The sequence below is a fragment of the Neobacillus sp. B24 genome (genome assembly GCF_055381825.1).
This window is the reverse complement of the sequence record NZ_AP035777.1, coordinates 1,036,145-1,055,910: the sequence shown is the minus strand read 5'-3', so window position 1 is coordinate 1,055,910 and position 19,766 is coordinate 1,036,145. Positions and strand designations below refer to the sequence as shown.

Below are 19,766 nucleotides of genomic sequence, written 5' to 3'. Positions count from 1 at the left end.
CGACAAAACTACCCAAAATACCTGTTTTTTTGCTACTCATTTTTAGAGTGTCTGGAATAACTGAATGGCAATGTAGACAGCCACGCCCCAAATTATGATGGCTGACACTTTATTGAGCATTTGTAGGAACTTCCCTTCAGAATCGAAATCCCCTACTATTTTTCCGGCAATCGCCAAGCCTAGAAACCAAAGCCACGAGACCCCAATACAAGCGAAGGTAAATGCCACTTTTTCCGAACCATTGTATCCGAGTGAACTCGTGCCAATGACACCAATGGTATCAAGAATCGCATGCGGATTAAGCAAAGAAACAGACATGGCAAACATAATTTGCTTTTTTATTGGCATTGCTGCTTCTTTCTCGCTTACATTTGCCGGGGAGCTGTTCCAAATTGACCAGCCCATATAAAGAAGAAATAATATTCCAACCGTAAATAAAATAGTTTGCAAGATTGGAATTGTAAAAACAATGACGGAAACGCCTAACACCGCCGCTAAAATTAGCAATGTGTCGCAGAGTGATGCGGTGATTATGACAGGAATAGCCCCGCGAAACTTTGGCTGCGATGCACCTTGATTAAACACAAAGACATTTTGCGCCCCAAGAGGAAGGATTAATCCAAAGGCCAAGACAATACCGTGTAGTAATGCTGCTAACATGAGTTCCCTCCAATAAACTTATATTTTTCCATTTTATAATAAAACGAGGATGCTTGTAACTTTTTCAACTCAATTACGTCATCTAGAAGGAATCGCCTTTTTATTTGTTGAATACATTCAACAACAGTAACCGCCAAAAGGAGTTGATGATAGAAGATGACAGATACAAAAAGCGAATTAGTAAGCTGGGGCAAATCGTTAATTATTGCTGTTGGAATTGCATTTGTGGTCAGGACGTTTCTATTTGCGCCTTACATAGTGGAGGGGTCCTCAATGGAACCTACCCTACATAATCAAGATAAGGTGTTTGTCAATAAAGCAGGGGATTTTTCAAGAGGGGATATTATCATCATTAAAGGTCCGGAGAAAAACTACGTAAAACGGGTGATTGGATTTCCAGGCGACCGGGTCGAAATGAAAAATGACCAGTTGTTTATCAATGGTGAGGCGGTAAAAGAATCTTATCTATCTGAGAATCTAAAGGCTGCTCAGCAACTGGGAAGCAAATTAACGGGCGATTTTGATGCGATAACTGTTCCAAAAGGTCATTATTTTGTTATGGGCGACAACCGCCTGCGGAGTATGGACAGCCGGAATGGCCTCGGTTTTATTCAAGAAGAAACCATCGTTGGAACCAGTGAATTTATTTTCTATCCGCTGACTGAGATAAGAATGGTGAAGTAGAACAGGTGCGATTTAGTCATGAAACCCCAAGTTCCACATCAAATGCATAATAACACCAATCATTATTTGGAATTTCTGGTTGTATCACAACCAAACACTAACGGCGATAGAGTATTAAGATAATAAAGCGACATAAAAAGACCTTCTGCAAATTTATTGCTGGAAGGCTTTTTTTATGTTCTTCATTATTGCGTTCTGACTTTTTGCGGCCTCCTAGGTCTTCTTACAAGTTCCCCGCCGCAATTGGGACAAATATGTTTCATCCCTACGGTGCAGGGCTCGCAAAATGTACATTCATATACACAAATATAGGCAGTAGTATTTTCCCCAATAGCAGAGTCGCAACGCTCACATTTTTTTCGCATTTCCAATGCCATCTTCAATTTTCCTCCTCACTCATGTAAAGTCGATCATTTGGTTTTAGGAATTTAATAGTAACACCTTTTTCATTTCCACTTTCTATTAATCTATCTTCAACATTTTCAGTTTCACAGTAGAATGGGGGATTATGAAATGTTCCGTAATGTATGGGAACCAAATATTGTGCATTTAATAGTTTCGCTGCTTCAACTGCTTCTTCGGGGGTTAAACAAGCTGGCAAACTGCTCTGTGTTTTTAGTCCTGAAACATCCAGTATAGGCCCGTTCACTGGCAAACAGGCGGCATGTATAGGCCCGTATTGTTGCTCCATCCTCCACCAATGTCCATGCCACTGGGTATCACCGCAATGGACAATTGTATAATCACCATCTGATACAACCCAAGAAACTTGAGGGGAACCGTAACCATCAACTGAGTAGGATGCCGAGACTTTTATTTCGTTGATTAGGAAGGCATCATTTGGTGCCACCCCTGTTACATTTTTAAATCCGCATTTTTGAGCATAATCGACTGACTCTTTAGGTATATAAATCGGAACAAGTTCACCAAAACACTCCATGACTGATTGAACATCGAAGTGGTCAGGGTGAAAATGAGTAATCAAAACGGCATCAGGGCGGTTGATTTTTTCAAGAGGAACCAAAGACTCTAAAGGCTCTCCCAGTCTGGCCGCAAGCGGCCGATTTTGGCCCTTTATTGGCGCTCCCAATGGATCTATCATAACAGAAGTCGCTTTTGATTCGACTAAAACCGTTGCCCATGATAATTTTAATAAATTCAAGTTAATCTCCCCCTATTTTAGATTTACTGTCCTTTCCTATTGGCAGACTCCCGCCCATTATTCCTTTTACCTGTTTTTACCACAACCTTTTCCTTATTATTACATAAGTTAGTAGTTTTTTGCAACTAACTTTTATTTTTAAATTTACTTGTTAAGTTGATATAAAATTACTATTTAGTTTAAAATTAATCCTAAGGGTGGTGGGGAAATGAAAAAGAGATACAATTTACCATGTAATATCGCAAATACACTGGACATAATCGGGGATCGCTGGACATTATTAATCGTAAGGGATCTCATGGACGGAATTACCAAATTCAGTGAATTAAGAGAATCCTTAACTGGCATAGCTCCAAATATTTTATCCGACCGGTTACAATTGCTGGAGAGAGAAGGCTTAATACTATCCAAACTATACAGCCAACACCCACCAAGGTATGAATATAAGCTTACCAAGGAGGGCTGGTCCCTGAAGGATGTCCTATTTGCACTTGCCATTTGGGGGAATAACCATTTTGAAAAAAAATACTATCGGTTAGTTGATCCTGCTTGTGACCATGAAGTTCGATTAACTTATGTTTGTCCACAATGCGAGAGTTATACGGATAAGCCGATATTAAAGCAAATTGAGCAGTTATAATGATTTGGCGGCATAGAAAAATTAGCTTGGGAAAAATCCCAAGCCATTTTTTAAAATTCCACACAGAAAGGTTGGACCTCTTCATTTAAACAATACACAATTCTTTGCCTAAAATTGTTCCAAGTGACCATTTCTAGTGCCTGTTCAAGTGGGAAGAAACCCACTTCCAAGCTTTCAGGACTTGTGGTCAATTCTCCGCCAACAGGTTTAGCCAGGAACAATGTATTGCAAATGGATTCACTGACGTTTTGGAAGATTCCACAAAACTTAATTATTTCAATATCAATTCCTGATTCTTCCTTTGTTTCCCTGATTGCTGCGTCCCGCAATGATTCCCCTTCTTCCACCTGTCCCCCGGGCATTTCCCAGCCTCGGCGCGGCCCCTTGATTAAGAGAATTTCATTGTTTTCGTTTAATACGATAGTTGCTGCTGAAACGATATGTTTTGGCGGTGCCATTTGCTTTACCTCACCTTTCTATTTTTTCACTCCATCTACTATATGGATATTCTCGTTAGAACAAGAGATTCCTCCTCACTATTTCCTTTTGCCTTCGAACTTCTTTTTATTAAGGATTTCTATTTGCAGGAAAAATCACCCAGACAAACAAAGGTAATGTGACCAACGAACTGTATGTATTGTCATTTTTGTAAGCGAAAATCACAAGAAACCAGGATGCATTTATCATTACAAAAGTTGCAGCCAATTTAATGCTATAAATCGTAAGATAATCCAATAAATCCAAAATGCGGACACTACTTAGTTAAATTATAATCAGACATGTAAACGCTTTTACCTTTCCGCAACAGCTGTCCCAAGCTAATGTTTCAAAGAAAAGCTTCCATTTAGGCAGATCCACCGGCTTTGATGTTGACGAATTCAATTCGACGCTCTAAAGCTGATGCTGTAAATAAATAGATTCATAGAATCAGGAGGGGAAAGAATGATGAAAAAGGCGTTCATGGTAATAATGCTTACAGTCGCGATGGCCTTTACATTCGGACTGAACGCACTTGCGAAGCAAGCACCAACTTACCGCACGGTGACCGAAATCGAGGACTGGGGTGCCGCAGTCACGAAAGTCATTGTTGAATTAGGGAAACCTGTACCGCAGGGTTCTGTTACAGAGGATACGTTCAAAGTTCATGTATCCAGAAGTGATGACCGATTGGCTGCTCCATTTTTGGAAGAGGGCTACCGCACTGTCACAAACGCTTATGTTGCCGATAAAGATGGAAATTCTGCTAGGACAGGCAAATATGCCGTATTGGAAATGAAAATCGGCCCGACTGTTTCATTGGGTTCCCCGCTCAACTATTACGGTGGGTCCAATGAGTGGATTAACAATGACTATACGATCACCCAGGTCAAGGATATTGTAACGAACTATGGTGCCGTGACCGGACTAATCATTAACACCTTTGCCGGTGAAACTCGAGTACTAGTAGACGATTTTTCCAGCGGTCAGTTCACTCATGATGATGTTAACTTAACTTATGCAGACTATGCGCCTGCAAAAGACAAAAGTAAGAATCCGTTAATCATCTGGCTGCATGGCGGCGGTGAAGGCGGCACAGATGCCACTATTCCACTTTCCGCAAATAAGGCTGTAAATTTTGTAACCGATGAAATCCAATCCTATTTTAATGGCGCGTATGTATTAGTACCACAGACGCCTACGAGATGGATGGACGGTTTTACAGGAAGGTCTGATGGTACTTCCATTTATGAGGAAGCCCTGATGGCATTAATCAAAGATTATGTTGCCAACAACCCTGACATCGACCCGAACCGAATCTATATCGGCGGCGCATCCAACGGCGGTTATATGACGATGCTGATGGTCCGCGATTATCCTGGATTCTTTGCAGCCGCCTATCCGGTATGCGAAGGTTTAAATGATACCCTCATTTCCGATGATGACATCGAGAAAATCAAGCAGACCCCGCTCTGGTTTGTGGCAGCTAAAAATGACACAACACTGCCAGTTGCAATTAACACTGTTCCGACCTATAACCGATTGATCGCAGCCGGTGCCAATAATGTTCAAATCTCCTTATTTGACGATGTGCATGATACTACCGGCTTATACACAAATGCGGACGGAACACCATTCCAGTACAACGGACACTGGTCCTGGATTTATGTATACAACAACGAAGCAACAGCAAGCATTAACGGGAAAACAACCACCATTATGGAATGGATGGCAGCCCAGTCATTGAAAAAGTAATTTGTTCACCATTTTAAAAATTGAACATATGTAAGACTGACTCAAAAGATTAATCTTTTGAGTCAGTTTTTTTTAATATTGATGATGGTTATTATCTCCGGCTTTCCTGAAACCATAGGAGCGCTCGCTGTTCCATTTCAGTTACGCATGCCTTCTTGGCTGGACTATAGCCACTCGTACTTTCAAATTGTTGCGCCAAATTTTCTTTAAAGTGGCTATAATTTGCTGCTTCTTCTGGGTGTGTCCGAAGATAGTCCCGAAAGATCAGGTGACGTTCAATTTGAGGATTATCAAATTGATAAAAATGAATATGATGGGTTCGGTTCTCCCCACCCTTACGAAATAACCTTCTGCCTGGTATACCCCAGTCTCCTGCCACATCATAACCAAGTGAAGCCATCTTTTCGTTATATGAATCGATTTTTTCAATATCTTTAACAATACACATCATGTCGATGACAGGTTTTGCCTTCATGCCTTTGACAGACGTACTCCCAAAATGTTCAAAAATTATGATTTCTTCCCCAAATACTGTTTCCAGAAAATGAGCCTCCGTTTGAAACATCCGGGGCCAATTTTCACTATAATCTGTCAGCCGAACTTTCATGTGTTGATTTCCCCCTTACCCAATGAAAATCCCTCAAACAACCGTCCTCCAAAAGATTTGCCGCGTCAATTGGAGTTAATCTATTCATATGCCCCACCTCATTCTAGGAAAATTAACCGTTTATCCTTTCCATAGAATTATAGGTTAATGAAAGAAGGAATTAAATCCTTTTTTACCGAATTTTAAAAGTTACACTTAGATAATGGGGGGAAATAAATGAAGAATTATAAAAAAGCGGGGTGTGCGGCCGGGCTGCTTTTTGTGCTGTTAGCAGGCTGCAGCGAAAATACCGAAAAAACAAAGGCGACACCACAAACCGAGAAGGCGCCTTCTGCAGAAACATCCAAAGAAAAGCAGAAGGAAACAAATAGTACGCCAGTAGTTGAAAAGGGCACACCAGAATGGGATTTGCAGCAAATTACCAAGGCTGTTGACGATAATGACAAAGCCTTATTTATGAGCTATCAGAATGAAGAAAATGCATTATTTTTCAAAGAACAACAAAGATGGATTGATGAAGTGGATTTTAAGAAAAAGCAAGGCTACACCGTTTCCATCAAATTGTACAGTTTTCAACAAAATGACGATACAACGGCTACAGTCAGTTTCAGTGTCATGATGAGCCATCCCAAGCTTGGCAGTACGACGAACACGGTAACATACCAAATGATTAAATCAGGAGATAAGTGGGTTTTTAATGATGTGCCTTTTGAAAAAATGGTCTCTGATTCAGGGAATCTGACGGTCTATTATCCAAAAGGGCAAGAGACGGCCGCCCAAAAAACGTTTAAGGATGCCAATGATATTGTCGCCTTTTATTCCAAAAAGTTTAGCTGGAAACCAGAACCGATTTCCATCAAAATCTATCCCTCCAGCGCCGAAGCTTCCGCGACTGTGCCTTGGCTTAGTCTAGGTGGATGGAATGAAATCGGAGAGTCACTTAAAATAACAACCGCCTTATCTGATACCATTTTCCGCTTTTTAGCCCATGAACTTACACACAAAATGGTCGGGGAAATAGCTCATGATAATGCAACCATTTACATCCAAGAAGGATTTGCGACCTATTTGGAAGGCACGGTGGTTCGGGACCCTTCCGGACAGGTCACTTATGACCCGAAAATAGCAACGGAAAAAGCTGCTAAAGCCATGGAAGTTTCTAGTTCTGTCAAAACCATTGAGGAACTCGGAAAGATTGATTATACGGATCCAGAAAGTTCGATGTACCGGGACGGATTCTTACTATCTAATTATTTTATTGAAACCAAAGGTCTTCCCACTTTTATGGAAATGCTTCACTATCTAGCAAAATTTGAATATATTGACAAACGGTCTGAACACAAAATGGATATCGGCCAAACCCGAACCGTGGAGGCCATTGAAAACATCTACGGTCTTGCGGATAAAGTCTCCGCTGAAGAAAAAAACTTTTATGAAAAGGTCAGCGGACAGTGACAGTCCAATGCAGCCGGGAACCTATGGGGGATTTTCGGCTGCTGGCATGAATCCATCATACGACACGTTTGCTTCTGATTTTCTTCTTCCCGCGCTCTATGAGCCCTTCATACGACACGTTTGCTTCGGGTTCCCATCTTCATGCGCTCTATGAACCTTTCATACGACACGTTCGTATTGGATTATCCTCCTCATGCGCTTTATGTTCCCACTTACCATTATTCGGACCTTTCCGCTATTGCCGGGGTGCAAATAAAATCACTGAAGCGCCAACCAAACAGATTGCAGCTCCCACCCAGTCGTATAAATCAGGTGCTTTTTTATCTATTCCCCATCCCCATAAAATCGATAGAACTATAAATACCCCGCCGTACGCAGCGTAAACTGTATTCATGAAAAAAGCTGCTGAATAGAACAGCAGCCAAACAAATTTATAAAATCCGCCAAATGTAAATTCCTAGCGCAATTAATGCGACCGCAATAACAACAGCATAAATTAATGTTAGATTTGTTGTATTTCTTTTTACGGAACCGCTGTAGTCCTCGTCAGGTTTCCTCGTGACTAACAAGGTCGCCACCAAAGCAACAATGATAATTAAAAAAACCAAGCCAACCATTATATTCATGTTTCACCTCGAAAAACTTAATATGCATTCTTGATTAACTCATTCAGTTTTTGAGCCAGCTTTTCTTTCATTTCGCCATGCTCTTCAACTGAAAATTGATATTTAGGATCAAACCAGTGGTCCTCTGTATACAGCCAAACTGGCTTCGGAACCCGTTCTTCAGGTTCCCAATCATAGCGCGGGAAGATATGGGCATGCAGATAGACATCTGTGTTGCCGTAAATGGAGTAATTTACCCGCCTTGGGTTGCAAACTGCTTGGATTGCATCCCCGATTAAGCTCATATCCAGTAGGTATTCGCTTCTTTGCTTGAAGTTCAGTTCATTAAGCGAATTCACTTTTTCTGATGGTAAAAGCACGCAGTAGCCCGGAAGAAATTGGGTATCCCCGATTACGGCAAACCCGCTTCTCATCTTGGCAATCACCATCGGATTTTCATCATGATGTGCAGATGCAATTCGATCCTGTTTCCAATCTGTTTTCATTTACCAATCCCCTTTTAAGCAGCCTTCTCATTACTTATATTAATATATTTTGGGAGTAGTGCGCTAAAAATTGCTGCCATTCCCAATATAATAATAGAAACATAGAACGAAATAGTATAGCTGCCAGCATGACTATAGAATAAACCTGGCAGGTATGCGCCTAATGCAGAGCCAATTTGGTGGCTTAACGACAACCACCCGAGAATAAAGCCAATTGAATAATTTTTGAAATATTGAGTCGCCAGTAATTGTGTTGGAGCAACTGTGGCAAAGTCGACCAGACCGAATAGGACGGCAAATACAATGAGTAATCCCGGGTTATGGCTATTTAATAGAATGACAATCGATAAAGCCCTTGCAGCGTACAAACCAAATAGAATTTTCCGGCAGCTCCACCGATCGGCTACGATTCCTGAAAGCAAAATCCCAATAATGTTGAACCCGGCTAACACACTGACGGCTGCACTTGTGACACCGGTTGAGAACCCATGGTCATGGGACATAGGGATAAGGTGTGTATCTATTAAACCAGTAGAAGTAAAACCGCATATCCCAAATGGCAAAATTAAAAACCAAAACTGTCTTTGTCGAAAGGCATCCCAAATCGAAAAGTTCTTGTTTGATTGAGGCTGAAGACCAGTTTGTTCTTCTTGTTGGTCCCCGCCAATCGGCTGCTCGCCTTTCTCATGAGGGCTGTTTCGTAATAGTAAAAGGACAATCGGGAACACAATAACTGCCAGAAAAACACCTAAGATGACGACGGTCAGTTTCCAATCAAGCCAGTTGATTAAAAGCAGCGCCCCTGGCACGAGCAGCATCTGCCCAGCACCAAAGCCCGCCTCAATAATTGCTAAAGCAAGCCCGCGTTTTTCATTAAACCACTTAGTCACTAGAACGGTTGCGGCCACATTAGAGGCTCCGCCAACGCCAATGGAGACGAAGAAGCCATAAAGCACGAATAATTGCCAAGGCTGTTGAACAAAGGAAGTAAGGAAGATACTAGTCCCGACAATCAGCGTACTTACTGAAAGAATCAGTCGCGGCCCCCATTTATCTACCAATCTCCCCATTATTGGCTGGGATAGGCCGTAAACGATAAAGCTAAGCGTAGAAATAAGGGATATCGTTCCTCTATCCATGGAAAAATCTTGTTCCCATGGTTGGACAAACGCTCCAAATGAAAGACGAACTCCCTGAACAGCCAGCAAGGCCAAAAAGGTAATAAAAATAATCACCCAAGCATAATGATATTTTATTTTCATAGGATTCCTCACTCAACGCGCATTTTTTGTCTACTAGAAGCAGTCTATTAGACACTTCCTCCGCTTGATGTACGATTTTGTCTTATAGAAGCGCTCTATTAGACATTTTTCTCACTCGATGCGCCAATTTTGTCTTTTAAAAGCTATCTATTAGACACTTTTCCCACTTAACACATTCATTTTGTCTTTTAGAAGTGCTCTATTAGACACTTTCACTATCCGGCACGCCTATCTTGTCTTTTAGACTATTATAAGATAATAAAGTACTTACCTTTTCATAAATTTCAAAATATTAATAGTATTTATTATAACATAATATCACTTTTTCGCTTTAAACAACAAAAAGGTACTTTCCTTAGGGAAATGTACCTCGTGCTTAAAATATATTCTATTAAACTTCCTAACTAAAAATAATCGACATGAACCTTTGCAATCCCTTTTACATCGGATGGTACTGCTTTTCTAATCCTCATCAAACTCACCCAATCTCACTGTCCCAAAATCGTTTTAATCCGCTGTTTTTCCTCTTCCTTATCCAAAAATTCGTAGAATCCAATTTGATTTCCCCACGGGTCTGCAAAAGTGCCCCATTTTACCGGAACTCCTTCCGTTGAAAAAATCTCAAATTCCTCTACATTTAATTCGCTTATCACTCTTTCCCTTTCAACTCCAATGTCCTCTACTCCGAGACGCAGCGGTCCGCTTTCCACGGAAGGTGTCCCTTCCGATACTTGCAGCCAAAAGCCAGGGATAATTTCCCATTCCATAAACCCTTCATGAGGGATAAAATCCGGAGTCTTTTTTAGCAGTGTTTCGTACCACTTGCGGCCCTCTTCTATACCAACTACACGTACCTGATAGCTAATTTCAAAAACCATAATAATACCCCCAACATTTTTATATTATGATTTCTATAAACAAGATAACTTTCCTGCTTTTTCCTATAATTCCGTAGTGATGCAGGAAAATACTGTGCCTATATGGAAAATTACTATAACAATCTTGGAAGGAGTATAGATATGGTCGAAAAAATAATTAGGGTTGGAACAACCTATTTACCTGTAACGGATGTTGAGCAATCATCCAAATGGTATGTAGACAACTTAGGCGCGGAATTAAGCTATAAAGATGAAGAGAAAGCGATTGTTAACTTTGCAGGCCAAAGTTTTTTCCTGGTTAAATCAAAGGCTGACCAAAGTGCCAATTTCTATGATGGTAACGGTGTGGAGCGCTTTTCCTTAACATTTGAAGTTGACGGATTAACCGCCTTAGAAGGTATACATAGTGATTTTTCTCGAAAGGGCATGAGGGTTGGAGAAATAGAAAATAGAGGCCACGCCGGCAGAAATTTCGTTTTCTATGATTGCGATGGCAATAAATTCGATGTTTGGAGTGAATTGAGTCCAAATTTTAAGCAAGGAGGCAACTAGTATGGGTGCTGCCCGATTAAATGGTATGGAAGGGGTATTTATACCGGTTAAAGATCCTAATTTTTCAGCAATATGGTATGCAGAAAAATTGGGCTTTAAGCTCGTTTATCTTGAAGAGGAAGCCGCGGTTATGCGGATTGGGGAAGATACCAAAACAGTAGTATGCCTTGTTAAAACGCCTAACCACGAGCCAATGAAATTCCCAGATAATAACTTTGGTGTGGGCAAGTACTATAACTTTTTAACAGATAATATTGATGAAACCTACAGGATGTTAACTGAGCTGGATGTCAAAGTGAATCATATGAGCAGCGAGGGAGAGTCTAGGTTTTTCACGTTTTATGACCCTGACGGAAATCCCCTGGGGGTTTGTCAATAAATTTCTTAAAATAGTATGTCGGACAAGCTTTTGCCTAGCCAATCACTTATCTTTTTACATTTCACTGCCCTACTTGCATAAACTCAATCCATTATGAAAGTCAAAACGCTTGGTGCTCCAAGCGTTTTTTATTTACCATGAACCTTTTCATCTATCTACACTACTCCACTTTTTCAAAATTCCTTTTTCCATCATTGGTTTTTATTTACATAAATACCTGCATTACTGGAAAAAATGAAAGAAATTGGGGGTGGTTCATGGTGAAAAAAAGCATCTTTAACTCACTAAAGAAATTAATTAACAAAGAACCACAATTTAACGAAAAGTCCAACCAGCAAATAATTAACATAAAAGAACAAGATATAAGCACTCGTTATGAGGAAAATCTGGAAATATTTAAATCGATTTTTTCAATCCCCAAGAATACGGATGTCAAGATTCGTGAGTTTACCATCCGTTCGCTTAACCGCCGTGCTTTTATTCTATTTATCGGCACCATGGTCAACGGAAACCAAATCCAGAATAGTATTTTAAAGCCACTGATTGAAATTGATCAGCCCACAGGGAAGATTGAGAATATTGTTTCTTATCCAATAGAACTTACAAGAACCAAAATCGGTGAAATCACGGAAGATATCACAAGTGGCAATACCACACTATTTGTCGAGGGTGATCACCGATGTTATGTATTTGCCACCACAGAAATTAAAGGCCGTAGTATTGAAAAATCCGATAATGAAGTCATCGTTAGAGGGGCAAAAGAGGCCTTTAACGAAAAGCTGTTCGATAATGTAGGGCTCATCCGAAAAAAAATTAAAAATGAAAACCTGATTGTTGAGCATTTGGTCGTTACTCAACGTTCCCGAAACGACGTCTTGCTAGTTTATGAAAAAGACTTGGCAGATGATAAGCTGCTTCAATCAATAAAGAAAAGGATAGATTCTATAGATGCTGACAGCGTGATAGATTTAAGTATCCTTGAACAGTACCTGGAGGAACGGCCAAGGTCTCTCTTTCCCACAATATTGAACACAGAACGACCTGACCGGGCAGTTTCCTTTATTGAAGAAGGCCATGTTGTTTTGTTAATGTCCAATTCACCAAACTGCCTTGTCCTGCCAGCCACCTTTTGGTCCTTGTTCCATTCACCTGAGGACCATTATCTGCGGACGCCGTATGGTAATTTTATTAGACTATTGCGATTTACAGCTTTATTTATTTCCATGTTTGCCTCTGGTATATATATCGCCCTTACCAACTACCATGTTGGCATGATTCCACCCGATTTATTAATGGCCATTGCCGGGACACGAGAACGGGTACCGTTTCCATCGATTATTGAAATCTTGATGATGGAGCTTGCCTTTGAACTAATACGGGAAGCAGGACTGCGTGTACCCTCTCCGATCGGTCCGACGATTGGGATTGTGGGAGCGTTAATTTTAGGTCAGGCAGCTGTTCAAGCTAATATTATCAGTCCAATTGTCATCATTGTGATCGCACTAAGCGGTTTAAGTTCGTTTATTATTAGTGACACCAGCTTGAATTTTGCTATTCGTATATCTCGTTTTTTAATTATTTTTTCAGCAGGATTTATGGGGATATATGGCATGGGGGCATTAATTACCCTTGGACTGTATTATTTGGCCTCCATACAATCATTCGGTGTGCCTTATTTTGCACCATTTGCACCACACACCACCTCAAGTAAGGACCTGCTCGTTCGGCCAGTGCCAATGAAACTGAGGTTCCGCCCAGGTTATATAAAACCGAAGGATATGGTAAAACAAGGAAAGGATTAAAATTCTATGAATCTGCAGCCTGGAAAACTTGGTATTCGGGAATATGTAGCCATCGCCATACTAATGGTTGGCGCAAAAGCAACTGAAGATACACCAGCTATTTTATTTCAAAACGCGCAAAATGCGGGGTGGCTTTTGGCGTTCCTTTCAGCCGCACTGTTTTTTATCCCGTTATATTTACTGATAAAGACGATGTCGTTATTTCAAGGAAAGAACCTGTTTGCTGTTATGAACAAACTGCTTGGCAAATACTTGGGTTTTGCCTTATGCCTTATTATTTTGGTCATAAGTTCCTTGGGCATAACATTTGATTCAAGATCTTATGCAAATATCATTAGAATATATTATTTCAGCACAACGCCTATGTTGGTCCTTTATTCCATATTCCTTGGTATCTGTGCTTATGGTGCGAAAAAGGGGATTCAGCATGTAGGTACAGTTTCATACCTAATCGTATTTTATGTCTTGTTCTCTTTGATTTTTGCTTTAATATTAAGCACACAAAACAGTACAATCCTTTCCATCCTGCCTATTTTGGGACCGGGAATACTTGAAATTATGAAGAAGAGTACAGGACACTTTAACATGCTTGGTAATTTTTTTCTTCTGACAATGCTCATTCCATTCCTAAAATCCAATAAAGAATTTCAAAAGGGGACTTGGATTGCCTATATATTTGTCAGTGTCCAAATTAGTGCTGCTACACTCTTTTACATTTGTATGTTTGATAAATCATTAGCAGGATTAGGCTATCCATATCATACTTTAATTCGCTATATTTCACTTGGAAGCTATATTCCCAATATTGAAACCTTCTTTTTTGCCATTTGGCTTATGGAAGCGTTTGTTCGGTTTACCGCCTTTTTGTATATTACTGCCCTTATGTTCGGGCATCTTTTTAAAATAAAGGATTTTGAATATTTAATTCCATCTATTGCCACTATTTTTTTATTGATTGGGCTCATACCAGAGTCACCTTCTGATATAAGCGTGCAATTGAAACCGTTTATATCAAACCTTGCAGGACCGTTGTTTGCGGCAGTTTCACTCATTTTATGGCTGACCGCATTAGTAAAGGGAGAATTTAAACATGCGAAAAACAAAAACAGTATGTAAATTATGGTTGGTGTTCATGATTATTTTTCTCTTAACAGGATGCTGGGATCGCCGCGAATTGGAGGATAAAGCCTATGTGATTGGCCTTGGACTTGATCGCTCCAAAATAGAAGGGAAAATCAAAGTGACAATGCTGCTGGCCAATCCCGAGGTGGGGAGTATGCAAGGAGGCGGTGGTTCCACCGAGAAGCCGCGTGAAATCATCTCATTCGATACCATCGATTTTATCGCAGCTAGAGGAGCGGCTAATACCATTGTTTCCCGTGTCATTAGTTATGATTTATTAAAAGTCATTGTGGTTTCCGAGGATTTCGCAAAAGATCCAGAATTTTTTCCCATTCTATATGATGCAGCCTATGATAAAGAAATTCGGATGAACACCTATGTGGCCATATCAAAAGAAAAGGCCAGTCAATACTTTTTAAATAATCGCCCAAAAATGGAAACCAGGCCACATAAATATTTCCAATATATGATCGAACATGGAATACAAAATGGACTTATTCCTAATTCGACTCTTTATCGCTTCTTCAAGACAGTAGATAGAGGAACTGATCTATTTCTGGCAATGAATACAACGGCCAAAAGAGAGCATCCGAAAATTAGAGGGGAAGATAACTACTATGCCGGGCAAGTGAATGCCTCCGGTGAGCTAGATGATACACAATTTATGGGCTCGGTTGTATTTCGAAATGGCAGGATGGTTGGCAAATTGACCGGCCAGGAAACAAATATTGTCAATACCCTTGATGACACAACGAATATCAAGGATTTTATCATCGATATTCCCAGTCCTTTTCCCGGCACAATCAAACAAATAGCAGTCAGGGTGATGAAGCGGGAGAATAATAGCGTCAAAATGAACCTTAAGGGGCCAAGACCAAAAATCGTTATTACCTTACCGTTACAATTTGAGGTCATGTCGAACCCAACGAATGTTGATTTTAACAAGAAAAAAAACCGGGAAATCCTAAAGAAGCAATTAGCTAGGCATTTTAAAATAGAGCATGAAAAGCTGTTGAAAAAAACACAGGAAAAATATAAAGGTGTACCGTACCCTTTATCCCTTGATGCCAATAAATATTTTGTGACTAATCAGGAATTGAAAAAATTCAATTGGACGAAATCGTACGTAAACGCGGATATATCCGTAAAGCCGGAAGTTGAAATTGTGGATTATGGAAAAAAGCCTACGAGAAGGAGGAAATAAGGTGAATATAATCGCAATCCTGGTGTTGCTGGCCATTATCATATATACCTTTGGTTTTGCGGTTACTTTATGGAATGGAAAACAGAAAATGGCCGCACTGGCTGTTATGTTCCTATCTCTTGCTATTATCGTTCTGCCGTTTTTTTCGATTCTTTAATGCTTAGGTATCGGCTCCGCCTCGCCTAATACCATGATAGCCACTTATGCTATCCCCTCTGCTTTCTACTATACCGATGATTTGTTAATAAAATATGAAAGAGGTATGAAGAGTTTTTTAACTTCTTAGAACAGAAACATGCGGGGCAGTTCGGCAATTACTGCCCCCTTTTTATTCATAATGGCCTTTAACAGCAGGCAAGGCTTGATAAGTTGGATTATTCTTCAGGACTGCAAAAATGTCATGTGCTAGTTTGGTCATTTCTTCTCCGTCTTGGCCCTTATCGCATTCTGTCCATTCAAAATGACGACTTCCCTCATTAATCCATACAGTTAATTCATAGCTTTCATGAGGTTTTTGATTGCATTTGGCAGAAAGTCTTTTCTCTCCTAGGTAATCGGAGAACACTAATAGTTTGTAGATTTGGTTTAATTCCTGTTTGCTAAATTGAAAGTCGCTGACAGCTACTGTTTCGCCATTTTGCAGATCCTTGATCAGCTTTTGCTCTTTAGTGTTAATCACATTTTTCTTGTCTACGCCATACTTCAATTCAAAGGCAAAATAGTCTTCTTGGTCTACGTTGTGGGAGATGGCGATTAATTCTCCCATCTGGCTTGCCGAGCACCCGGCCAACAGATATTTTGTTTCCGTCTCCGTCTCTTGTTTTTCAATGCTCTTGCAATCAGATGTTGTGACTTCACCCTGGCCAAATTTGTCCTTTGTGGTGTCATAGGTGAGCGTCAGATTGGATCCATCGTAATCCAAATCATGATAAATGGGATCGCCTTCTATGGTGTAACGAGTGAGACGAACCTTATCCTTTTTGTTGTTTTGGACATTTTCTACAAAGAGGTCCAGTCTCTGGAAGTTTTTTAGACTACCATGCGTCTCGACCACTTCATTTTTGTCAGGTTCCGTTTGTTTTGCTGGAGCTTCAGTGGTTTGACAGCCTGACACGATTAAGCTGATAAAAGTGAAAAAAGCCACAAGACCCAATCTTTTATTCACGACAACACATCCTTTTTTAAAAAAGACGAATAAAGAGGGATAATGTTACAGCTATCGGCGAAATGAGGGTATATAAATAATTAAATCTTGTAACTTATGATATAGTTTTCAATACTTGTCATAACTTCCTTCATGGCATCCAGTGATGCGGCCACATCCCCTTTTACCTCCAGGCTGTGTTCAGTGTTATGTACCACAACAGTTTGGATTAGACGGTTATTTTCCAATGAAGAGATTCGATCTTCTACAAAGTGATGGTCTTGGTCTCCAATGATACAAAGGGAGGGAAATTGGGTGTTCAATAACGCCTGATAGACCTCATCAACTTTGATGAGCGGTGTTAACCAGATTCCAATAGCATTATGGGTAATATTTCTCCGTCCCCATTCCTTTGCCATCGGAATCGTCCCAATTGATTTGCTTAACAGAAAAGACTGTTCGTAGGAAGTATCTTTTAATACATCCTCCATTACTGCAAGGACATCCTCATACATCCAGTTATCTTGTTCTGGCTCTGACAGCTTTTTAAAATGCTCATTTTTTGCAAATTGATAATTGATGTGAAGGACATCTATATTTTGCTCCAAACAAATTCCCGTCGAATAATGAAATAACGGTCGCTGCGTCGTGTACCCCAGCCCCGGCAGCATGATGCAGATGCTTTTCACGGGTTGTTTGCTTTGAATCCAAGTGTACGGGATTGTGGAGTATTCATTTCTCACTACTTGACCTTCAACAAATTTATACATACGGTATCACCTCATTTTTGATTGCTCGGATAGACTCCAAGGAAGGGATTGTTGTAATCCCAACAAATAATCGTAGCACTGTCCCGTCCGAATTGATCATGAACATGATTCAAGACTGTTGTTACAACGTAATCCACATTTTGCCCTAAGCAGGTTCTATAAAGATTTACAGGAACTTCATAGAATCGGTCACCACATTCTAAAACCCCATCTGTTAACATGACAATCCGATTTTGCCCCCTCCTGAGTTCACGTACTCCGGAAGAATAGCAAGGAACAGGCTGTGAAAACGTGTTGACCTGGCCAATCCATTCAAAAAATTGCCGCTGGTTTAGCGCATATTGCCCCAACCTATGCAATTCTTCATGCAGGAGATAAACCTGGCAATCTCCTACAGAAAACCACCACAGATAATTTTCCTTTCTTACGCAGATTAAACAAGCGGTTTCCCCCTGAACCATCTTGCACTGTTCAAGGAAAGCTTGCGATTGAAAAATATTTAGCAAACTAGTTTCTAAAACTTTAAAAACTGTTGGAAGTGGCTCATTTAAAATAGTTTCTAGCTGAGGCCAGTGCTTCTCAATGGTTTTCATGACTAACTGGACACTTTCCGCACTGTTATGCCCATCCAAAATCATCGCAAATTCCCAATCTGATTCACTCGCGGCCATTGCCCCATCTTCATTTTTATTAGCCCCTGCCTCTGGATGACCGCCGTACCTGCCAATTGCTATGTTGCAGCAAGAATCCAGTTTAACTTGACCAATGGAGGGGTCTTCGTTTCCAAGCCATTGTAATATCATTTAAGGACTTCCCTTTTATAAAAAACAAGCGTTGCCAATTCATTAAGCTTCTTGCGGACCCCCGTTTTAACATAGCCCATTTTTTCATAGAGATAGCAATTCCGTTCTTCTTCTAAAATGGTGGCAAGTTCCCAACTTGCAGCGTGAGGGAACATTTTTTCAGCCAAAAGAATCGCTCCCTGAGCAATGCCTTTTCCCTGGAATTCTGGAAGAATAAACATCGGACTGATCCAAAATTGAGATTCCTCTTTCCAATGAATACAAATTGCCCCGACAAGGGTTTGGTCGGCTAGTATTTTATAAAACCCACCATTGGGGCGGTTAATTCTTGTCAGGACCCTGTCAATACTTTCATTGGCAGGGTTTGTTTGATTATCCTTATATTTTTCTAACAGTGGCTGAAAGGCTTTAATCTGTATTTGAAAGATAGCCTCCGCATCCACGTTGACGGCTTTTTCCAAACGAATATCCATAAAAAGCTCCTTATTTAAGAAATCTGATTTCCTCTATTTGCCCGCTCTGGATGAACCCAATGTTTTGATACACCTTGTTGGAGTCTGGATTTTTTATGTCGGCAAATAACATAGGGATGAGGTTCTCTGATTGAATGATGGCACAAAGCTCAGCAACAAGCATGCTGGCAAAGCCGTTCTTCCGGTGCGCGTTTGGGGTATACACCGCCGTGATTCGCGCATGTCTCGGGGAGCGGTGGGCGATATTCGCCATCGACACTGGCTGGTTGTTCACCATCCAAAGATACAAGTTGCCTGATTCAATCATGTTTCTCGCCCTTTCTGCTTCTGTCGAGGGTTCCACCGGCGTCCCGAATGCGTCGCTAACAAAGCCTGCAAGATACTGGGCCACTATGTCTGCATGATGCTCCGTTGCTTTGCGGATTTCCCCATTGATGTTTTTTGGAGAGATTATTTTAGGACAAACGTAGGCTTCTGTCGTCATGACAGTTTCGGATGTGACGGCATTACTTTTTGAATAAAATTTTGCAAAGTCCTTGGCTATTTCAGGGGCCGCTACGATTCCAGGCAATTCTTTCAAGGTGTTGGCCAATTCCTGAAAGATTTTGTCTTTTTCAGTTGATATTACTTCTTTTGCCAACCATAAGAATCCATTTCGGCCGGGTGTTTGGGCAAAAATCATTTTTCCATTTTTTGTTTTAAGACATAAAGAATCTGCTTCCTCAGTGATTCGGTGAATGTGGTTATACTGCACTTCATCTTTAATAAAATGACTGCCCTCGGCCATGGCGTTATCGTTCGGAACAAGCTTTAAAAACATTGGTAA

25 protein-coding genes are annotated in these 19,766 nt (G+C 40.6%); 10 read left to right on the top strand and 15 right to left on the bottom strand.

The features are described 5' to 3' along the window. Nucleotides 1–42: 42 nt before the first annotated feature. On the bottom strand, nucleotides 43–660 hold the full coding sequence (locus ACZ43M_RS05125; RefSeq protein WP_464506345.1) for a LysE/ArgO family amino acid transporter: 618 nt from the start codon (nucleotides 658–660) through the stop codon (nucleotides 43–45). 156 nt (nucleotides 661–816) lie between these two features. Between ACZ43M_RS05125 and lepB the strand changes: the two genes are divergently transcribed. Then, nucleotides 817–1,344 carry a signal peptidase I gene (gene lepB, locus ACZ43M_RS05120; RefSeq protein ID WP_464506344.1) on the top strand — a complete coding sequence of 176 codons (528 nt, stop codon included), beginning with the start codon at nucleotides 817–819 and terminating at the stop codon, nucleotides 1,342–1,344. A 185-nt stretch (nucleotides 1,345–1,529) separates the two neighbouring features. Here lepB and ACZ43M_RS05115 read toward each other — a convergent pair whose 3' ends face one another. Both ACZ43M_RS05115 and ACZ43M_RS05110 read right to left on the bottom strand, forming a co-directional pair. Continuing rightward, nucleotides 1,530–1,721: a DUF1272 domain-containing protein gene (locus ACZ43M_RS05115; RefSeq protein ID WP_464506343.1), complete on the bottom strand. Its 192-nt coding sequence runs from the start codon at nucleotides 1,719–1,721 to the stop codon at nucleotides 1,530–1,532. A gap of 2 nt (nucleotides 1,722–1,723) precedes the next feature. Next, a complete protein-coding gene (locus ACZ43M_RS05110; protein ID WP_464506342.1) occupies nucleotides 1,724–2,506 on the bottom strand; it encodes an MBL fold metallo-hydrolase in 783 nt (260 codons plus the stop codon). 208 nt (nucleotides 2,507–2,714) lie between these two features. On the opposite strand from ACZ43M_RS05110, the gene ACZ43M_RS05105 reads away from it, so the two are divergent. Next, complete coding sequence (locus ACZ43M_RS05105; RefSeq protein WP_464506341.1) at nucleotides 2,715–3,146, top strand: winged helix-turn-helix transcriptional regulator; 432 nt, start codon at nucleotides 2,715–2,717, stop codon at nucleotides 3,144–3,146. A 50-nt stretch (nucleotides 3,147–3,196) separates the two neighbouring features. Here the strand turns inward: ACZ43M_RS05105 and ACZ43M_RS05100 are convergent, their stop codons facing one another. Then, on the bottom strand, nucleotides 3,197–3,604 hold the full coding sequence (locus ACZ43M_RS05100) for an NUDIX hydrolase (protein WP_464506340.1): 408 nt from the start codon (nucleotides 3,602–3,604) through the stop codon (nucleotides 3,197–3,199). Nucleotides 3,605–4,091: 487 nt separating this feature from the next. On the opposite strand from ACZ43M_RS05100, the gene ACZ43M_RS05095 reads away from it, so the two are divergent. Beyond that, complete coding sequence (locus ACZ43M_RS05095; RefSeq protein ID WP_464507962.1) at nucleotides 4,092–5,378, top strand: prolyl oligopeptidase family serine peptidase; 1,287 nt, start codon at nucleotides 4,092–4,094, stop codon at nucleotides 5,376–5,378. 91 nt (nucleotides 5,379–5,469) lie between these two features. Here ACZ43M_RS05095 and ACZ43M_RS05090 read toward each other — a convergent pair whose 3' ends face one another. Then, the gene (locus tag ACZ43M_RS05090) at nucleotides 5,470–5,985 is read right to left on the bottom strand and encodes a GrpB family protein (RefSeq protein WP_464506339.1); all 516 of its coding nucleotides are present in this window, start codon (nucleotides 5,983–5,985) and stop codon (nucleotides 5,470–5,472) included. Nucleotides 5,986–6,201: 216 nt separating this feature from the next. Between ACZ43M_RS05090 and ACZ43M_RS05085 the strand changes: the two genes are divergently transcribed. Continuing rightward, nucleotides 6,202–7,440 (top strand): hypothetical protein, encoded by a 1,239-nt coding sequence (locus ACZ43M_RS05085; protein WP_464506338.1) that lies wholly within the window; start codon nucleotides 6,202–6,204, stop codon nucleotides 7,438–7,440. Nucleotides 7,441–7,675: 235 nt separating this feature from the next. On the opposite strand, the gene ACZ43M_RS05080 is transcribed toward ACZ43M_RS05085, so the two are convergent. From ACZ43M_RS05080 to ACZ43M_RS05060, 5 genes are all read right to left on the bottom strand, one after another. Then, nucleotides 7,676–7,861, bottom strand: a complete 186-nt coding sequence (locus tag ACZ43M_RS05080; protein WP_464507961.1) for a YnfA family protein — start codon at nucleotides 7,859–7,861, stop codon at nucleotides 7,676–7,678. A 10-nt stretch (nucleotides 7,862–7,871) separates the two neighbouring features. After that, the gene (locus tag ACZ43M_RS05075) at nucleotides 7,872–8,066 is read right to left on the bottom strand and encodes a hypothetical protein (RefSeq protein WP_464506337.1); all 195 of its coding nucleotides are present in this window, start codon (nucleotides 8,064–8,066) and stop codon (nucleotides 7,872–7,874) included. A gap of 17 nt (nucleotides 8,067–8,083) precedes the next feature. After that, complete coding sequence (locus tag ACZ43M_RS05070; protein WP_464506336.1) at nucleotides 8,084–8,551, bottom strand: HIT family protein; 468 nt, start codon at nucleotides 8,549–8,551, stop codon at nucleotides 8,084–8,086. A 14-nt stretch (nucleotides 8,552–8,565) separates the two neighbouring features. Continuing rightward, on the bottom strand, nucleotides 8,566–9,813 hold the full coding sequence (locus ACZ43M_RS05065) for an MFS transporter (RefSeq protein WP_464506335.1): 1,248 nt from the start codon (nucleotides 9,811–9,813) through the stop codon (nucleotides 8,566–8,568). A gap of 488 nt (nucleotides 9,814–10,301) precedes the next feature. Next, a complete protein-coding gene (locus ACZ43M_RS05060) occupies nucleotides 10,302–10,691 on the bottom strand; it encodes a VOC family protein (RefSeq protein ID WP_464506334.1) in 390 nt (129 codons plus the stop codon). 141 nt (nucleotides 10,692–10,832) lie between these two features. Between ACZ43M_RS05060 and ACZ43M_RS05055 the strand changes: the two genes are divergently transcribed. From ACZ43M_RS05055 to ACZ43M_RS05030, 6 genes are all read left to right on the top strand, one after another. Then, a complete protein-coding gene (locus ACZ43M_RS05055; RefSeq protein ID WP_464506333.1) occupies nucleotides 10,833–11,243 on the top strand; it encodes a VOC family protein in 411 nt (136 codons plus the stop codon). Between the two features lies 1 nt (nucleotide 11,244). Further along, on the top strand, nucleotides 11,245–11,622 hold the full coding sequence (locus tag ACZ43M_RS05050) for a VOC family protein (RefSeq protein WP_464506332.1): 378 nt from the start codon (nucleotides 11,245–11,247) through the stop codon (nucleotides 11,620–11,622). Nucleotides 11,623–11,879: 257 nt separating this feature from the next. Further along, nucleotides 11,880–13,424, top strand: coding sequence for a spore germination protein (locus ACZ43M_RS05045; protein WP_464506331.1), 1,545 nt, complete (start codon nucleotides 11,880–11,882; stop codon nucleotides 13,422–13,424). A 6-nt stretch (nucleotides 13,425–13,430) separates the two neighbouring features. Then, nucleotides 13,431–14,540, top strand: a complete 1,110-nt coding sequence (locus ACZ43M_RS05040) for a GerAB/ArcD/ProY family transporter (RefSeq protein WP_464506330.1) — start codon at nucleotides 13,431–13,433, stop codon at nucleotides 14,538–14,540. Continuing rightward, a complete protein-coding gene (locus ACZ43M_RS05035; protein ID WP_464506329.1) occupies nucleotides 14,515–15,750 on the top strand; it encodes a Ger(x)C family spore germination protein in 1,236 nt (411 codons plus the stop codon). Before ACZ43M_RS05040 ends, ACZ43M_RS05035 begins: the two co-directional genes overlap by 26 nt. 1 nt (nucleotide 15,751) lies before the next feature. Beyond that, complete coding sequence (locus ACZ43M_RS05030; RefSeq protein ID WP_464506328.1) at nucleotides 15,752–15,907, top strand: hypothetical protein; 156 nt, start codon at nucleotides 15,752–15,754, stop codon at nucleotides 15,905–15,907. A gap of 171 nt (nucleotides 15,908–16,078) precedes the next feature. Here ACZ43M_RS05030 and ACZ43M_RS05025 read toward each other — a convergent pair whose 3' ends face one another. The 5 genes from ACZ43M_RS05025 to ACZ43M_RS05005 all read right to left on the bottom strand — a co-directional run bounded on the left by ACZ43M_RS05025 (nucleotide 16,079) and on the right by ACZ43M_RS05005 (nucleotide 19,760). Continuing rightward, the gene (locus tag ACZ43M_RS05025; protein ID WP_464506327.1) at nucleotides 16,079–16,915 is read right to left on the bottom strand and encodes a DUF4362 domain-containing protein; all 837 of its coding nucleotides are present in this window, start codon (nucleotides 16,913–16,915) and stop codon (nucleotides 16,079–16,081) included. A gap of 80 nt (nucleotides 16,916–16,995) precedes the next feature. Further along, a complete protein-coding gene (locus tag ACZ43M_RS05020) occupies nucleotides 16,996–17,664 on the bottom strand; it encodes an alpha/beta family hydrolase (RefSeq protein ID WP_464506326.1) in 669 nt (222 codons plus the stop codon). A gap of 11 nt (nucleotides 17,665–17,675) precedes the next feature. Continuing rightward, a complete protein-coding gene (locus ACZ43M_RS05015) occupies nucleotides 17,676–18,467 on the bottom strand; it encodes a protein phosphatase 2C domain-containing protein (protein WP_464506325.1) in 792 nt (263 codons plus the stop codon). Continuing rightward, complete coding sequence (locus ACZ43M_RS05010) at nucleotides 18,464–18,940, bottom strand: GNAT family N-acetyltransferase (protein WP_464506324.1); 477 nt, start codon at nucleotides 18,938–18,940, stop codon at nucleotides 18,464–18,466. The genes ACZ43M_RS05015 and ACZ43M_RS05010 overlap by 4 nt, the downstream gene beginning before the upstream one ends. Nucleotides 18,941–18,950: 10 nt before the next feature. Beyond that, on the bottom strand, nucleotides 18,951–19,760 hold the full coding sequence (locus ACZ43M_RS05005; RefSeq protein WP_464506323.1) for a GNAT family N-acetyltransferase: 810 nt from the start codon (nucleotides 19,758–19,760) through the stop codon (nucleotides 18,951–18,953). Between the last annotated feature and the right edge of the window lie 6 nt (nucleotides 19,761–19,766).

Bases quoted from the DNA above. Each gene is read 5' to 3' on its own strand.
- ACZ43M_RS05125 (WP_464506345.1), bottom strand. From the start codon at position 660: ATGTTAGCAGCATTACTACACGGTATTGTCTTGGCCTTTGGATTAATC.
- lepB (WP_464506344.1), top strand. From the start codon at position 817: ATGACAGATACAAAAAGCGAATTAGTAAGCTGGGGCAAATCGTTAATT.
- ACZ43M_RS05115 (WP_464506343.1), bottom strand. From the start codon at position 1,721: ATGGCATTGGAAATGCGAAAAAAATGTGAGCGTTGCGACTCTGCTATT.
- ACZ43M_RS05105 (WP_464506341.1), top strand. From the start codon at position 2,715: ATGAAAAAGAGATACAATTTACCATGTAATATCGCAAATACACTGGAC.
- ACZ43M_RS05100 (WP_464506340.1), bottom strand. From the start codon at position 3,604: ATGGCACCGCCAAAACATATCGTTTCAGCAGCAACTATCGTATTAAAC.
- ACZ43M_RS05095 (WP_464507962.1), top strand. From the start codon at position 4,092: ATGAAAAAGGCGTTCATGGTAATAATGCTTACAGTCGCGATGGCCTTT.
- ACZ43M_RS05090 (WP_464506339.1), bottom strand. From the start codon at position 5,985: ATGAAAGTTCGGCTGACAGATTATAGTGAAAATTGGCCCCGGATGTTT.
- ACZ43M_RS05085 (WP_464506338.1), top strand. From the start codon at position 6,202: ATGAAGAATTATAAAAAAGCGGGGTGTGCGGCCGGGCTGCTTTTTGTG.
- ACZ43M_RS05075 (WP_464506337.1), bottom strand. From the start codon at position 8,066: ATGAATATAATGGTTGGCTTGGTTTTTTTAATTATCATTGTTGCTTTG.
- ACZ43M_RS05070 (WP_464506336.1), bottom strand. From the start codon at position 8,551: ATGAAAACAGATTGGAAACAGGATCGAATTGCATCTGCACATCATGAT.
- ACZ43M_RS05065 (WP_464506335.1), bottom strand. From the start codon at position 9,813: ATGAAAATAAAATATCATTATGCTTGGGTGATTATTTTTATTACCTTT.
- ACZ43M_RS05060 (WP_464506334.1), bottom strand. From the start codon at position 10,691: ATGGTTTTTGAAATTAGCTATCAGGTACGTGTAGTTGGTATAGAAGAG.
- ACZ43M_RS05055 (WP_464506333.1), top strand. From the start codon at position 10,833: ATGGTCGAAAAAATAATTAGGGTTGGAACAACCTATTTACCTGTAACG.
- ACZ43M_RS05050 (WP_464506332.1), top strand. From the start codon at position 11,245: ATGGGTGCTGCCCGATTAAATGGTATGGAAGGGGTATTTATACCGGTT.
- ACZ43M_RS05045 (WP_464506331.1), top strand. From the start codon at position 11,880: ATGGTGAAAAAAAGCATCTTTAACTCACTAAAGAAATTAATTAACAAA.
- ACZ43M_RS05040 (WP_464506330.1), top strand. From the start codon at position 13,431: ATGAATCTGCAGCCTGGAAAACTTGGTATTCGGGAATATGTAGCCATC.
- ACZ43M_RS05035 (WP_464506329.1), top strand. From the start codon at position 14,515: ATGCGAAAAACAAAAACAGTATGTAAATTATGGTTGGTGTTCATGATT.
- ACZ43M_RS05020 (WP_464506326.1), bottom strand. From the start codon at position 17,664: ATGTATAAATTTGTTGAAGGTCAAGTAGTGAGAAATGAATACTCCACA.
- ACZ43M_RS05015 (WP_464506325.1), bottom strand. From the start codon at position 18,467: ATGATATTACAATGGCTTGGAAACGAAGACCCCTCCATTGGTCAAGTT.
- ACZ43M_RS05010 (WP_464506324.1), bottom strand. From the start codon at position 18,940: ATGGATATTCGTTTGGAAAAAGCCGTCAACGTGGATGCGGAGGCTATC.
- ACZ43M_RS05005 (WP_464506323.1), bottom strand. From the start codon at position 19,760: ATGTTTTTAAAGCTTGTTCCGAACGATAACGCCATGGCCGAGGGCAGT.